This is a genomic window from Bacillota bacterium (assembly GCA_013314855.1).
GTDB lineage: Bacteria > Bacillota > Clostridia > Acetivibrionales > DUMC01 > Ch48.
The window spans coordinates 23,993-38,238 of the sequence record JABUEW010000032.1 but is presented as its reverse complement, the minus strand read 5'-3'; the positions used below and the strand labels follow the sequence as shown (position 1 = coordinate 38,238).

At 38.0% G+C, this 14,246-nt stretch carries 15 protein-coding genes and 1 pseudogene; 13 read left to right on the top strand and 3 right to left on the bottom strand.

Features of this window, described 5'->3' with window-relative positions:
* The first annotated feature begins 271 nt into the window (after nt 1-271).
* Genes HPY74_07660 through HPY74_07645 form a run of 4 tightly spaced genes read left to right on the top strand, consistent with a single transcriptional unit; the run spans nt 272 to nt 2,861 of the window.
* Nucleotides 272-478 carry a 4Fe-4S binding protein gene (locus tag HPY74_07660; GenBank protein ID NSW90540.1) on the top strand — a complete coding sequence of 69 codons (207 nt, stop codon included), beginning with the start codon at nt 272-274 and terminating at the stop codon, nt 476-478.
* Nucleotides 479-493: 15 nt separating this feature from the next.
* A complete protein-coding gene (locus tag HPY74_07655; GenBank protein ID NSW90539.1) occupies nt 494-1,552 on the top strand; it encodes a 3-methyl-2-oxobutanoate dehydrogenase subunit VorB in 1,059 nt (352 codons plus the stop codon).
* 14 nt (nt 1,553-1,566) lie between these two features.
* The gene (locus HPY74_07650) at nt 1,567-2,313 is read left to right on the top strand and encodes a 2-oxoglutarate oxidoreductase (protein NSW90538.1); all 747 of its coding nucleotides are present in this window, start codon (nt 1,567-1,569) and stop codon (nt 2,311-2,313) included.
* 2 nt (nt 2,314-2,315) lie between these two features.
* The gene (locus tag HPY74_07645; GenBank protein NSW90537.1) at nt 2,316-2,861 is read left to right on the top strand and encodes a 2-oxoacid:acceptor oxidoreductase family protein; all 546 of its coding nucleotides are present in this window, start codon (nt 2,316-2,318) and stop codon (nt 2,859-2,861) included.
* Here HPY74_07645 and HPY74_07640 read toward each other — a convergent pair.
* The 3 genes from HPY74_07640 to HPY74_07630 form a co-directional block, all read right to left on the bottom strand.
* Nucleotides 2,854-3,174, bottom strand: a complete 321-nt coding sequence (locus tag HPY74_07640; GenBank protein NSW90536.1) for a hypothetical protein — start codon at nt 3,172-3,174, stop codon at nt 2,854-2,856. The genes HPY74_07645 and HPY74_07640 overlap by 8 nt on opposite strands.
* Before the next feature lie 203 nt (nt 3,175-3,377).
* The gene (locus HPY74_07635; protein NSW90535.1) at nt 3,378-4,424 is read right to left on the bottom strand and encodes a Gfo/Idh/MocA family oxidoreductase; all 1,047 of its coding nucleotides are present in this window, start codon (nt 4,422-4,424) and stop codon (nt 3,378-3,380) included.
* 61 nt (nt 4,425-4,485) lie between these two features.
* On the bottom strand, nt 4,486-5,235 hold the full coding sequence (locus HPY74_07630) for a sugar phosphate isomerase/epimerase (protein ID NSW90534.1): 750 nt from the start codon (nt 5,233-5,235) through the stop codon (nt 4,486-4,488).
* 238 nt (nt 5,236-5,473) lie between these two features.
* On the opposite strand from HPY74_07630, the gene HPY74_07625 reads away from it, so the two are divergent.
* From HPY74_07625 to HPY74_07585, 9 genes and pseudogenes are all read left to right on the top strand, one after another.
* Entirely contained in the window at nt 5,474-5,809 is a 336-nt protein-coding gene (locus HPY74_07625) for a hypothetical protein (GenBank protein ID NSW90533.1), read from the top strand.
* Nucleotides 5,787-7,754, top strand: a complete 1,968-nt coding sequence (locus HPY74_07620) for a V-type ATP synthase subunit I (GenBank protein NSW90532.1) — start codon at nt 5,787-5,789, stop codon at nt 7,752-7,754. Before HPY74_07625 ends, HPY74_07620 begins: the two co-directional genes overlap by 23 nt.
* 1 nt (nt 7,755) lies before the next feature.
* On the top strand, nt 7,756-8,247 hold the full coding sequence (locus HPY74_07615; protein NSW90531.1) for a V-type ATP synthase subunit K: 492 nt from the start codon (nt 7,756-7,758) through the stop codon (nt 8,245-8,247).
* A gap of 25 nt (nt 8,248-8,272) precedes the next feature.
* Entirely contained in the window at nt 8,273-8,872 is a 600-nt protein-coding gene (locus HPY74_07610; protein ID NSW90530.1) for a hypothetical protein, read from the top strand.
* A gap of 24 nt (nt 8,873-8,896) precedes the next feature.
* Nucleotides 8,897-9,919: a V-type ATP synthase subunit C gene (locus HPY74_07605; GenBank protein ID NSW90529.1), complete on the top strand. Its 1,023-nt coding sequence runs from the start codon at nt 8,897-8,899 to the stop codon at nt 9,917-9,919.
* On the top strand, nt 9,912-10,229 hold the full coding sequence (locus tag HPY74_07600; GenBank protein ID NSW90528.1) for a V-type ATP synthase subunit F: 318 nt from the start codon (nt 9,912-9,914) through the stop codon (nt 10,227-10,229). The genes HPY74_07605 and HPY74_07600 overlap by 8 nt, the downstream gene beginning before the upstream one ends.
* Before the next feature lie 17 nt (nt 10,230-10,246).
* Entirely contained in the window at nt 10,247-12,025 is a 1,779-nt protein-coding gene (locus tag HPY74_07595) for a V-type ATP synthase subunit A (protein ID NSW90527.1), read from the top strand.
* The gene (locus tag HPY74_07590) at nt 12,018-13,403 is read left to right on the top strand and encodes a V-type ATP synthase subunit B (protein NSW90526.1); all 1,386 of its coding nucleotides are present in this window, start codon (nt 12,018-12,020) and stop codon (nt 13,401-13,403) included. Before HPY74_07595 ends, HPY74_07590 begins: the two co-directional genes overlap by 8 nt.
* 84 nt (nt 13,404-13,487) lie before the next feature.
* A pseudogene (locus HPY74_07585) lies at nt 13,488-14,123 on the top strand (V-type ATP synthase subunit D).
* Nucleotides 14,124-14,246: the final 123 nt, after the last annotated feature.

Here is a 14,246-nt window from a genome sequence, read left to right as displayed (position 1 = left end):
TTTGAATAAAATTTAATAGCACATCAATGTAATTATTTTGCTCATACAGTTGATTTGCTTATCCCTCGTCGGATTAACAGGCTCTACGAGACCTTCCGCAATGTTTCTGTCATTATATGGGTCATATATAAAAAATGCGCCCGGGAGAAATGATTACTTGAAAATATATTTAAAGAGTTTTATAATTGAAAAAGTAAACTGCATTAGAAAATGTAGTAAATGGATGAATATATTTATGAATAATATATTAAAGATTTAAAGAGAGGTTGTTATGGCTAGAGTAATTTTTGATGAAGAAAGGTGTAAGGGCTGCAAGCTGTGTACGACGGTATGCCCTAAAAAAATAGTTGTGATGAAAGAAGATCTACTTAATTCAAAAGGGTTTCACCCTGCTGGAGTAGTTGAAATGGAGAAATGTATAGGGTGTGCATTTTGTGCAACTATATGTCCGGACTGTGTAATAGAGGTTCAAAAGTAAGGGGGACTGGATTTAATGGGAGAAAAACTTTTAATGAAAGGAAATGAAGTAATAGCTGAAGCTGCAATAAGAGCAGGGTGTAGGTTTTATTTCGGTTATCCTATAACTCCTCAAACTGAAATTGCTCATTATTTCGCAAAGAGAATGCCGGAAGTAGGCGGCACATTCCTTCAGGCGGAAAGTGAAATCGCCGCTATTAATATGGTATATGGCGCAGCTTCGGCAGGGGCGCGGGTTATGACATCGTCTTCCAGTCCGGGAATCAGTTTGAAGCAGGAAGGTATTTCCTATATATCCGGCGCGGAACTGCCGGCTGTTATTGTAAATATAGTCAGGTGCGGCCCAGGACTTGGAGGTATACTACCTGCCCAATGTGATTATTTCCAGGCTGTCAAAGGCGGAGGACATGGGGACTACAAAATGGTTGTATTGGCTCCATGCAGTGTGCAAGAATTGTATGAACTAACTGTTGAAGCCTTTAATATTGCAGATAAGTATAGGATAATTGCAATGATAATGGGTGACGGTGTATTAGGCCAGATGATGGAAACTGTAGAATTCAAAGAAAAAGAAGAAATTATTACTGTTGATAAGAATTGGGCTGTTACAGGCACAAGAATGAAAAGGGAAAATAATGTTATAACATCTATTTATATAAATCCTGAAGTTTTGGAAAAGCACAATCAAAAGCTGCAGCAGAAATATAAGATAATTGAAGAGAAAGAGGTTCGTGTTGAAGTTTTTAACTGTGAAGGCGCAGATATTATTGTATCAGCTTTCGGTACAGTGGCCAGGATAGTAAAAAATGTTATAAAAATGGCAGAAAAAGAAGGGATTAAAGTTGGGCTTATCAGGCCGATAACTCTGTGGCCTTTTCCAAACGAAGCCTTTGAGAAATATGCCCAAGTCCCAAAAGCTTTCTTGACTGTAGAGCTTAATGCAGGCCAAATGCTTGAAGATGTAAAGCTTGCCCTTAATGGTAAAAATGAGACATATTTTTATGGTAGGATGGGCGGAATGCTTCCTACCCAAAGGGAGATTCTTGATGAAATAAAGAGGATTATTAAAAAATAATGGGAGGAGTACACATGAAGGCTGTTTTTAAACGACCGCATGCATTAAAGGATGTATCCATGCATTACTGCCCCGGATGCACCCATGGAATTATACACAGGCTTGTGGCTGAGGCTATAGATGAGTTGGGAATTGAGGGTAGGACTATAGGTGTTTCTTCTGTTGGATGCAGTTATAATAATTACGAATATTTTAATTGCGATATGGTTCAGGCTGCCCATGGAAGGGCTCCTGCTGTTGCTACAGGAATAAAGAGAGTTAACCCTGAAAATGTTGTATTTACATACCAGGGAGACGGTGACCTTGCAGCCATAGGTACTGCGGAGATTGTGCATTCTGCTGCAAGAGGAGAGAAAATAACAACAATTTTTATAAACAATGCTATTTATGGTATGACATCCGGGCAAATGGCACCTACTACTTTAATAGACCAGGTTACGACTACAACCCCTTATGGGCGTAAACCTGAATTACACGGTTTCCCCATAAAGGTCTGTGAAATGCTGGCTACTATTGAGGGAGCTGCTTTTATTGAAAGGGTATCTACCCATGATATTAAAAATATTATAAACGCAAAAAAGGCTATAAAAAAAGCTTTCCAGGTGCAATTGGCAAATATGGGTTTTTCTATTGTCGAGGTACTATCCTCTTGTCCCACAAATTGGGGAATGAACCCTGTTAAAGCTTTATCATGGATAAGGGACAACATGATACCGGTATATCCCCTTGGAAATTACAAGGGTAAAGATTTGGAGGTGTAATGATGACAATACATCAAGAGATCATTATAGCAGGATTTGGAGGCCAGGGTATATTGTCTGCAGGTAGAATACTTGCTTATGCGGGAATGCTGGAGGGTAGGAATGTATCATGGTTACCGTCTTATGGACCGGAAATGAGAGGCGGTACCGCTAACTGTCATGTAATTATATCTGATGAGCCTGTAGGTTCACCAATTTTGAATAGTGCAACTTCATTAATTGTAATGAATAGCCCATCATTGGAAAAATTTGAAAAAGTTGTTGTGCCTGGAGGGATTGTTATTGTTGATAGCTCTCTGGTTTCTAAAAAGCCAGAACGGACAGATTTGGAAGCATACCAGGTTCCCGCTACAATGATAGCATCGGAAATGGGAAATCTTACTTATGCAAATATTATTCTCCTCGGAAAATTAATTGCTAAAACAAATATAGTTTCTAAAGAGAATTTTGTTGAGGCGTTGAAGTATATTCTTCCTGAAAAAAAGCATTATATGATACCCGAAGAAATAAAAGCATTGGAAGCAGGGATGGGTTACGGGGTCAAATAAGGGCTTCCCTGGTCTTTTTTCCCTGGGAGTAGGATATTTCTTCAAATGTATGTCCATTAAATTTATGTTCGTGAAAACTGTTTAGTTCCAGCAAACCTTCAATTTTATGTATATGTCCGTTTTCTGTTTTTACAGGCAGGCCGGTTACACCTGAAAAATAGTGGGTATGGTCTGTATAAGTGGATACGCCGGAGTAAAAGTGAAAATGAAACCTGCCTGCACCAATTAAGTATTTGGTGTATCCAATTAACCGGTGGTAATGACCCCGCACCATAATCGATTCTATTTTAAAATGATGCACATGACGGTACATATGCTAATCCTCCCCAATTAATATAATATTAGGTTTGATGATAGAAAACAAGTTATTATTAAATTGTGCATAAAAAAGAAATTTATTTGTGATAAAAAATGGAAAAGAGACAGGCGAACTTTTTAAGTCTACCTGTCTCTTGTGTGTGCCAGTGTTATATTAGGTGTTATATTAAAGAACTACTGCTCTATAATTTAACTTCCTTATAATTCAACTTCCTTGCCCAGTTTCGCAGAGTCGTAGATACCGTTAAGAATTTTTTGTACCAGGTACCCGTCTTCGGCAGGAGATATTGGTTGCTTTCCTTCTTTTACACAATCAATAAAATGTCTTATTTGGTTGTCGAAAGCATTTTCATCCCTTACTATAGGTGTAGAATCCATCAGGTAGTTTTCTTCTTCACTGTATATTTCAAGAGGGTTGATCCTGGCTCCTGCTTTTGACCCGAATATTTGGGTATACATGCCTGTATCTTTGGTGTTAATTGCCCAACTCACTTCAAAAGACATGGATGCACCATTATCAAACCTTATTAATCCGGAGGCAGAGTCTTCAGTTTCGAACACCAAGTTGTCGGTATCCAGGGCAGTCCATCTTGATACACCCTTAGTCTGATAATTTCCAATTTTATTATATGTAACTGCACTGACTCTTACAGGTTTTGGTTTGCCCATAAAGTACCATGCCAGATCAATTACATGGACCCCGATATCAATAACAGGACCGCCACCGGACTTTGAAAGGTTGGTAAACCATCCAAGGGGAGTTCCTCTTCTTCTTAACCAGCAGGCTTTTGCAGAATAAATATCTCCAAATTTCCCCGCATCGGACAATGCTTTAATAACTTTACTGTCTGCCCGGAATCTGTTAACAAATCCCATCATAAATATAATATTATTTTCCTTTGCGGCTCTGAGCATGGATTCGGCTTCTTCGACATTCATTGCCATCGGCTTTTCGCAAAGTATATGTTTACCTGCATTTGCCGCAGCGACAGCAGCCGGTTGATGAAAATTATTTCCCGTACAAATGCTTACTGCATCTACTTCTTCAATAGAAATGAGTTCCTGGAAACTTGATGTAACATACTTTATGTCATATTTATTCGCAACTTCCTTTGCCCTTGATTCATTAATATCGCAAACTGCAATTATTTCTACGTCCTTTTGCTTCAAATATGAAGGTATATGCGCATTTTGGGCGATGTTTCCGGCCCCTATAATCCCGACTCTTACTTTGCCATTTTTCATTCAAAACACCCCAATCCTTTTTGGTTTATAATAGTAGATCAATAATATGGCATTTTTACATTTATAATATACTTCTTAAGTATTTTAAGCTTTCCTCAATACTCTGCAGATATGGTATGTCAAAATTTTCTTGCTCAACAATATACCATATAGTACCATATTCTTTACCCAACCTGATTATTTCCTTAAAATCCATTACTCCTTTACCGACTTCCGTGCATCTTTTATCTTCAAAACTCTTCATTTCTTTAATATGAAGAAGGGGAAGGCGATCCGGGTACTTTTTCATAAAATCGACCGATTTAAGTCCTGCGTATTCTACCCAATAAGTATCAATTTGAAGGCATACCAGCTCAGCTTGGGTGTTTTGAGCAAGAATGTCAAAGCCATATTCTCCATTGAACTTTTCAAATTCTATGGAATGGTTGTGGTATCCGAATTGAATACCGTTTTCTTTACACTTCATACCGATTTTATTGAAAAGGTCAGCGGTCCTTTTCCATGCATCGGCACTATTTCTCATTTCTTGAGGAAGGCCGGGACAAATTATGTAAGAGTTATTGATTTCAAGATTGTACTCAATAACCTCTTCTAATTTGTCTGTAAGTAAATTTATACCGGTATGACTTCCACAGGCTTCAAGACCTGAGCTATCAAGTACTTTTTTTAATTCTTTGGCGGAAGCGTCGAAGAAACCTGCGAATTCCACTCCGTCATACCCAATTTTCCCTACCTGCTCAAGAGTACCGAAAAAATCTTTTTGAGTCAATTCTCTTATAGAATATAATTGTAAACCCACTTTACTCATTATTTTTCACTCCTTGTCTGTATGTATTGTTAATTGAAAGCTTCTTTATGCTTCAATGTAGATATTAACATATTATTTAAAAAATATAAATACTTTTTAATTTTTTTAAGACATCTAGGATGGTTGCAAAATTTTGCAAAAAAATGTATTATATAAAGAAGCATGTAAATTATATTATTAAGTATGTAAATATTATATTATTAAAAGTAATTATAACATTGTTGCCAGGTGGTGGATTTTAATGACTCTTGATATAATAAAGGCTGTAAAGAAAGCGGAGCAAGACGCGGAAAAAATTATTGAAGATTCTGTTTCCCGTGCGCGGGATATTATATCAAATGCAGAAAAGCAAAAACAAATAATTCTTGAAAATGCATTGGAAAAAGGAGAAAAGGAAGCTCACGAAATTATTAAAAATAAAGAAGGGGATGCTCAAAGAGAGATACAGGAAATATATGTAAGAGCTGAAGAAGAGGGGCAATTTATTAAGAAAGAAGTTGAACCAAAAATCAGTAGGGTTGTTGACTTGGTCATCGAAAGGGTAGTGAAAATCCATGGCAATAGTAAAAATGCATAAGGTTTCAATAATAGGCCTAGAAAGGGACAAGGCAGAAATCTTGGAAAATCTAATGAATATTGGTGTTTTAGATGTAAGTGATATAGGCAGTAAGGCTTCGTCTGAAGAATGGACAGAGATGGTGAACAGCGACGGACAAGAAGAGGAAGTCTTAAAACTTGAATCTGATATTGAGAAGGTAAAGTCTGCTTTAGAATACCTTTCTCTGTATGATAAAAGGAAAAAGGCGTTTTTTAAGCCTAAAAGGGTTATTGATGCAAGTATTTATGGAGAAATAATTGAGGATAAAGAAAAACTGTGGTCTGTTGTTGAAGAAATTAATAAACTGGATGAAAAACTTACAGCTCTAAAAACAGAAAAAAATAGACTTGAGAATTTTATTAATACCCTGGAACCCTGGAAATCGGTGGAAATACCTGTTGATTTAACCTCAACCAGGACTACCGGTATTATGTTTGGTGTTGTGCCAGTAACAGTGGATACTAAACAGATGATAAGTGATATTGAGAAGGAAATACAGGAGTGCTATATACAACTGGTAAATACCGATAAGGACCAAGCCTATCTTCAAATCATATTTCATAATTCCAGGGAAGAAGAATTGATAAAATCTTTGAAACAAAGCGGTTTCAACAGAGTAACTTTTGATATAAAAGGTACTGTAAAGGAAAACATAGATACTTCGGTAATTAATATAGAAAAAATAGAAGCTGAACGGGAAAAACTAAAAGAAGCAATAGCAGAATATGTAAATCAAAGGAATAATTTAGAAGTACTTTATGACTACCTTAATATTCAGCGGGATAAAAAGGCTGTGCTTGGAAGGCTTTTAAGGACCGATAAAGTATTTATACTGGAGGGGTGGGTTCCTGATCATGCCGTTAAAATTTTTAAAAACGATGTTGCAAAAAACTGGCACTGGGATTGTATAGTAGATATCAGAGAGCCTGGACAGGAAGAAGAATATCCTATACTCCTTGAAAATAATAGGTTTGTAGAGCCTTTTGAGCTTGTTACGGAACTTTATAGCCTGCCTAAGCCTACCGGGATTGACCCGAATCCCTTTATGGCACCCTTCTTTTTTATATTTTTCGGCTTAATGGTGAGCGATGCGGGATATGGGCTTTTAATGGCTTTGGCAACGGCATTTGTACTATATAAGTTTAAACCCGGGGAGACAGTGGGCAAATTGCTAAAACTTCTGTTTTGGGGAGGTGTTTCTACTTTTATTTGGGGTGCATTATTCGGAGGCTGGTTCGGTGATATAGTTGAAAAAGTTTCCTCAGGCAATTTTAAACTGGAGCCTCTCTGGTTTAACCCTTTGACCGACCCTATGAAACTGCTATTATGGTCATTTATATTCGGAGGCATACAACTTTATGTAGGTATGGGGCTTAAAGGCTATAACCTTATAAGAGAAGGCAAGGTATTGGATGCGGTTTTCGATATAGGCTTTTGGTATATACTCCTGACCGGTTTGGCCTTGCTCCTGGTTGGAGGTAATGCCGCAATTATAGGTAAGTATATGTCAATAACCGGAGTAATTCTTTTAATTCTTACCCAGGGTAGACATGAAAAAAACATAGTGAAGAAGCTCATTAAAGGAGTAGTAAGTTTATATAATGCGGTAGGTTTTATGAGCGATGTCCTATCTTACTCCAGGTTACTTGCATTAGGACTTGCTACTGGTGTAATTGCTTCGGTTATTAATACTATCGGTACATTACTTGGATTCAGCCTGCCGGGTATAATTGTGTTAATTTTTGCATTTGTAATTGGACATATATTTAATATATTAATAAATGCTCTTGGAGCATTTGTACATTCAAGCCGCTTGCAGTATGTAGAGTTTTTCAGCAAATTTTACGAAGGAGGGGGCAAACCTTATAAACCCTTTAAAATAAACACTAAATATATTAACATTGTTGATGGGAGGAAGGTTTAATATGGATTTACTTAGAGCATTATTAAATGGAAATTTTTTAGCAATATTGGGAGCATCATTCGCAGTGATTTTTGCAGGGATGGGCTCTGCAAGAGCTGTAGGTATGGTAGGTGAAGCTTCAGCCGGTGTTATTACCGAAGAACCTGAAAAGTTTGCCCAGGCACTTTTGCTCCAGGCTTTACCTGGCACACAGGGTATATATGGATTACTGACGGCGTTTGTTATTCTTTATAAGATAGGTATTGTAGGTGGTACTGTAAAGGAGCTAACACCGGTTCAAGGATTGCTTTTTTTGGTTGCCGCTTTACCAATAGCAATAGTGGGTTATAAGTCTGCAATAGCCCAGGGACGAACTGCAGCAGCCGGTATAGGTATTATTGCCAAAAGACCTCAAGAGCTGGTAAAGGCTGTTACTTTTGCTGCAATGGTTGAAACTTATGCAGTGCTGGCCTTATTGGGCTCCATATTGATGATTTTTGGTATTCAAATATAGATAATAGAAGGATGTGTTGTTCCGGATGGAAGGAGCAGAAAGAATTGTAAATAAAATTTTAGAGGATGCCCGCCTCCAGGCCCAAAATAATATTGAACAGGCAGAGAAACAGGCGGCTGATATTATAAACTCAGCTAAGAATGAAGCGGAAAAAAAGAAAAATATAATTATTGAAAATGCAAAAAAAGAAGCTGAAGAGCGAAAGAAAAGGTTAATTGCCGTTGCAGAGCTTGAGGCAAGGAAAATAAAACTTAAGGCAAAGCAGGAAATTATAGCCTCGGTATTTGAACAGGCCATAAAAACTTTAAATTCATTACCTCCTGAACGCTACATGGAGATAATTACCGATATGGTTTTGAATTCAGTGAAAAAAGGTGATGAGGAAATAATTCTGTCAGAAAGAGATAAGTCCAGGCTGGGTGATGGTTTTATAGGTATAATTAATAAAAAACTTAAAGAAAAGAATATTAACGGTAATGTAAAGCTTTCAGAGGAGACGGCAAATATTAACGGAGGTTTTATTTTAAGATCCGGAAATATAGAGATGAACAATTCCTTTGAAGCTATTATGAGAATGAGATACAATGAGATTGAATCAGAAATAGTAAAAATGCTCTTTGAATAGAAGAGCATTCCTGTAATAAATGAAATGGAGGTAAAACATTTGCCTGTTGAAACTCAATTTGCTTACGGTATAGGAAGAATTAGAGTAATTGAAAAGAGATTGCTGGATAAGGGAAAGTTTGACCGGATGATAGATTCAAAAACTCCCGGCGAAGCTTTAAAAATACTGGTTGAAGCCGGATATGACGAATCTGCTACCGATATAACAGGTAAAGCTTATGAATATGAAAAATTGCTCAGAGAAGAGCAAAAAAAGCTTTATAGGCTATTAAGAGAACTTACTGATGAATCTAAAGTATTTGATATATTTCTGTTAAATAATGATTATCATAATATCAAGGTTATATTAAAATCAGAGTTTTTGGGTATTGAAGATAATACCAACCTGCTGGAATCGGTGAGCATACCGGCTACAAATTTGAAAATGATGATAAGGGAAAGGGATTTTGAACAATTGTCCTTTTACATGAAAGAGGCTATAGAAGAGTGTATAGATACATTTAACAGGACCCATGACCCTCAACAAATTGATTTGATATTGGACAGGGCATATTTTAAGCATGTGGTTGAATTGGCAAATAATTTGGAAATAAGTTTTATAAAAGAACTTCTAAAAATAACTGTTGACTTGACAAATATTAAAACTTTTTTAAGACTTAAAAAGTTAAATATGCCGGTTGGATTTTTGCAGAAAAACTTAATGCCGGGAGGAAAAATTGATAACAACATATTCATTAGAAACATGGATTTACCTTTGGAGGGCTTTGTAGATACTATGAAAGGGAGTGCATATGAAAATATTTGCAAAAAAGGGATTGATAGTTTTATCAATACAGGAAGCATTGCTGTATTTGAAAAATTGGCTGATGATTACCTGATAGCCTTTGCTAAAAAAGTTAAGTATAAGACATTCGGAATAGAACCCTTGATAGGTTATCTTTTAGCAAAGGAAAATGAATTAAAAAATGTAAGGATTGTAATGGTGGGAAAGATTAATAACATTTCCGCCGATATTATAAGGGAGAGGCTAAGGGAGACTTATGTATAAAATTGGTGTGATAGGAGATAAGGATAGTATTCTTGGATTTAAGGCTATGGGCTTTTCAGTGTTTCAAGCAGCTTCTTCAGAAGAGGCTGAAAAGATTTTGCATGCTTTAGCAAGGGAGGATTATGCCGTAATCTATATAACCGAACAAATCGCAGCAAAAATACTGCCTGTGATTGATGTGTATAAAAATAGAAAAATTCCTGCTATTATACCTATACCAGGTAATCAAGGTTCTTTGGGAATAGGTATTCAGGGTATAAAAAAATCAGTTGAAAAAGCTGTAGGTGCAAATATATTGTTTACAGAGTAAAAGGAAGTGATTTAACTATGGACAAGGGAAGAATTGTAAAAGTGTCAGGCCCTTTAGTAATAGCTGAAGGAATGAGAAATGCTAACCTGTTTGATGTGGTTCGTGTAAGTGAGCACCGTTTAATAGGTGAAATTATAGAAATGCATGATGATAAAGCTTCAATACAAGTTTATGAAGAGACTGCAGGCTTAGGTCCAGGAGAACCTGTAGAATCGATGGGATCACCTTTGAGTGTCGAATTAGGTCCTGGATTAATAGGGAAAATATATGATGGAATACAAAGGCCACTTGAAATAATCAGAGAAATGGTTGGGAGTAATATTACAAGGGGTATAGAAGTAAATGCTATTGACAGGAAAGCAAAATGGCGCTTTGAACCAACCGCAGAAAAGGGCCTTAGAGTTAATCCGGGGGATATAATCGGCAAAGTACAAGAAACTATTATAGTTGAACATAGGATCATGGTTCCTTACGGTATTAAAGGTGTAATTGAAGAAATATATGAAGGTGAATTTACAGTAGAACAGCCTGTTGCAAAAATAAGGAGGGATAATGGAGATGTGGTTGAGCTCACAATGCTTCAGAAATGGCCTGTGCGTAAAGGGAGGCCATATAGAGAAAAACTGCCTCCTGAAACTCCTTTAATTACAGGTCAGAGGGTTATAGATACACTGTTTCCACTGGCAAAAGGAGGAGTTGCTGCCGTACCTGGACCTTTTGGAAGCGGGAAAACAGTGGTACAGCATCAATTGGCTAAATGGGCTGATGCTGAAATAGTGGTTTATATAGGATGTGGAGAACGCGGCAATGAAATGACTGATGTTTTGCTCGAGTTCCCTCAACTAAAAGACCCAAGGACCGGTGAGTCTTTAATGAAACGTACCGTGCTTATTGCAAATACTTCCGATATGCCTGTTGCAGCTAGAGAAGCCTCTATTTACACAGGCATTACTATTGCTGAATATTTTAGGGATATGGGGTATAGCGTGGCTTTAATGGCAGACTCTACTTCTCGTTGGGCTGAAGCTTTAAGGGAAATGTCCGGTCGCCTTGAAGAAATGCCCGGGGAAGAAGGATATCCTGCCTACCTTGGATCAAGGCTGGCACAGTTTTATGAAAGGGCCGGAAGGGTTATAAGTCTTGGTACAAACGGAAGAGAAGGCTCACTTACAGCTATCGGAGCTGTATCACCTCCTGGTGGTGACCTTTCAGAACCGGTTACCCAGGCTACATTAAGAATTATTAAAGTTTTTTGGGGGCTTGATGCAAACCTTGCCTATAGAAGGCATTTTCCAGCAATAAATTGGTTGAACAGTTATTCCTTATATCTTGACAGAATTGATAAATGGATGGAACAAAACGTTTCCAGAGACTGGAGTATGCTTAGGGCAGACGTGATGAGACTGCTCCAGGAAGAGGCTGAGCTAGAGGAAATTGTACGCCTAGTAGGTATTGATGCACTGTCACCAAACGAAAGGCTTGTACTTGAAGCGGCACGCTCTATCCGTGAAGACTACTTACACCAAAATGCATTCCATGACGTTGATACATATACGTCATTGAACAAGCAGTTCAGGATGTTGAAACTTATAATGGCTTTTTATTATAAAGGTAAAAAAGCATTGAAGAAAGGTGCCGGCATTGATGAACTTTTTTCCATACCTGTAAGAGAGAGGATAGGAAGGGCAAAATATACTCCGGAACATGAAGTTGATACTGTATTTCTTGAGATAGAGATGGAACTCGATAGGCAGATAAATGAGCTGGTATCAAAGGAGGTGGGATTAGATGCTTAAAGAGTACAGGACTATATCTGAAGTAGCAGGACCTTTGATGCTTGTAAGAAGTGTAGAAGGAGTTAAATACGGAGAATTGGGAGAAATTGAACTGTCAAATGGAGAAATCCGAAGATGCAGGGTATTGGAAATAAATGAAGACAGGGCTCTTGTACAGTTGTTTGAAAGTTCGGCAGGAATAAATGTTGCTGAAAGTAAAGTAAGGTTTTTAGGAAGGGGGCTGGAGCTCCCCGTGTCAATTGATATGCTTGGCAGGGTGTTCAGTGGAATGGGTGAACCTATAGATGGCGGACCCAATATAATTCCCGATATGAGGCTTGATATAAATGGTGTACCTATAAACCCTGCTGCAAGGGATTATCCTTCTGAGTTTATACAGACGGGGATATCTGCCATAGATGGCCTCAATACCCTGGTCAGAGGTCAGAAGTTGCCCATATTTTCCGGATCAGGCCTACCTCATGCCCAACTGGCTGCCCAAATTGCAAGGCAGGCAAAGGTTCTGGGCACTGAAAGCAGGTTTGCCGTTGTCTTCGGAGCAATGGGCATAACTTTTGAAGAAGCAGATTATTTTATATCCGATTTCAGAAGGACAGGTGCTATAGATCGAGCCGTAATGTTTATAAACCTTGCAAATGACCCTGCAATAGAAAGAATTTCTACTCCTCGTATGGCCCTTACGGCTGCTGAATATCTGGCCTTTGAAAAAGATATGCATGTATTGGTTATATTAACAGACATGACTAACTATGCTGAAGCTTTAAGGGAAGTATCTGCAGCCAGAAAAGAGGTTCCCGGCAGGAGAGGATACCCGGGATATCTTTATACGGATTTGGCAACTATTTACGAGAGAGCAGGAAGAAAAAGGGATAAGAAGGGTAGCATTACTCTGATACCGATTCTTTCTATGCCTGAAGATGATAAGACTCACCCGATACCTGACCTCACGGGGTATATAACGGAAGGGCAGATAATACTAAGCAGAGAGCTGTATAGAAAGGGCATAGAGCCTCCTATTGATGTTTTGCCCTCTCTATCAAGGTTAAAAGATAAAGGTATAGGAGAAGGGAAAACCAGGGAGGACCATGCAGATACAATGAACCAGTTGTTTGCAGCTTATGCCAGGGGGAAGGAAGCAAAGGAGCTTGCCATTATACTTGGAGAAGCTGCGTTAACTGATGTTGATAAACTCTATGCCAAATTTGCAGATGAGTTTGAAAGGGAGTATGTTTCCCAGGGATTTGACGAAGACAGGCCTATAGAAAAAACTCTGGATATAGGTTGGAGGCTCCTTGCCATTTTACCAAAAGGAGAGCTCAAACGTATCAGAGACGAGTATATTGAAGAGTATTATTTAGAGGTTAGTGGTGAGAAGTGAGAGGTAGGAAGTGGGAAGTGAGAGGTTGGAATTAAACATTGATATGTATTACGAAATGAACTGGTGTTAAAGGGGAGTGCTTTTATGGCAATAATGAATGTGAACCCTACACGGATGGAACTTACGCGGTTAAAGAAAAGGCTAGCGGTAGCTCGGAGGGGACATAAGCTTCTTAAGGATAAAAGAGATGAATTAATGAAGAAGTTTCTTGAATTGGTGAGAAAAAATAAGGAACTCAGGGAAAAGGTAGAAGAAATGATAATGAATGTCCATTTCAGCTTTCTAATAGCAAGGTCGGTTATGTCGTCAGAAATACTTGAAGAAGCCTTAATGTTTCCTAAACAAACCGTTTCACTGGATGTTGCTTCTACAAATATTATGAGCGTTGACGTGCCGAGTTTTGATTTTAAGACCGGAAGTGAAAATAAGGGAGATATTTACCCTTATGGCTTCGCAACTACATCAGGGGAATTGGATAGTGCCATTACAGCGCTATCTCAAGTAGTGCCGTATTTACTTGAACTGGCGCAGGTGGAAAAGTCAACACAGTTGTTGGCGGAAGAGATTGAAAAGACCAGAAGAAGGGTAAATGCCCTTGAATATGTTTTAATCCCTCAATTAACCGATACGATAAAATATATTAAAATGAAACTTGATGAAAACGAAAGAGGGAATCTGACAAGACTTATGAAAGTTAAGGATATGATGCTTGAGCAGGCAAGAAAAGCTGTAAAATTTGTCCTTCCCCTTGTAATATTTTCTTTTATGATTACAGGGTGTTCCCTGTTTGCCAAAAAAGAAGAGGTGCTTTTACCTCCCCTGGAAGAGCCCAAGCAAATACAG

Bases quoted from the DNA above. Each gene is read 5' to 3' on its own strand.
- HPY74_07660 (NSW90540.1), top strand. From the start codon at position 272: ATGGCTAGAGTAATTTTTGATGAAGAAAGGTGTAAGGGCTGCAAGCTG.
- HPY74_07655 (NSW90539.1), top strand. From the start codon at position 494: ATGGGAGAAAAACTTTTAATGAAAGGAAATGAAGTAATAGCTGAAGCT.
- HPY74_07650 (NSW90538.1), top strand. From the start codon at position 1,567: ATGAAGGCTGTTTTTAAACGACCGCATGCATTAAAGGATGTATCCATG.
- HPY74_07645 (NSW90537.1), top strand. From the start codon at position 2,316: ATGACAATACATCAAGAGATCATTATAGCAGGATTTGGAGGCCAGGGT.
- HPY74_07640 (NSW90536.1), bottom strand. From the start codon at position 3,174: ATGTACCGTCATGTGCATCATTTTAAAATAGAATCGATTATGGTGCGG.
- HPY74_07635 (NSW90535.1), bottom strand. From the start codon at position 4,424: ATGAAAAATGGCAAAGTAAGAGTCGGGATTATAGGGGCCGGAAACATC.
- HPY74_07625 (NSW90533.1), top strand. From the start codon at position 5,474: ATGACTCTTGATATAATAAAGGCTGTAAAGAAAGCGGAGCAAGACGCG.
- HPY74_07620 (NSW90532.1), top strand. From the start codon at position 5,787: ATGGCAATAGTAAAAATGCATAAGGTTTCAATAATAGGCCTAGAAAGG.
- HPY74_07615 (NSW90531.1), top strand. From the start codon at position 7,756: ATGGATTTACTTAGAGCATTATTAAATGGAAATTTTTTAGCAATATTG.
- HPY74_07610 (NSW90530.1), top strand. From the start codon at position 8,273: ATGGAAGGAGCAGAAAGAATTGTAAATAAAATTTTAGAGGATGCCCGC.
- HPY74_07605 (NSW90529.1), top strand. From the start codon at position 8,897: ATGGAGGTAAAACATTTGCCTGTTGAAACTCAATTTGCTTACGGTATA.
- HPY74_07600 (NSW90528.1), top strand. From the start codon at position 9,912: ATGTATAAAATTGGTGTGATAGGAGATAAGGATAGTATTCTTGGATTT.
- HPY74_07595 (NSW90527.1), top strand. From the start codon at position 10,247: ATGGACAAGGGAAGAATTGTAAAAGTGTCAGGCCCTTTAGTAATAGCT.
- HPY74_07590 (NSW90526.1), top strand. From the start codon at position 12,018: ATGCTTAAAGAGTACAGGACTATATCTGAAGTAGCAGGACCTTTGATG.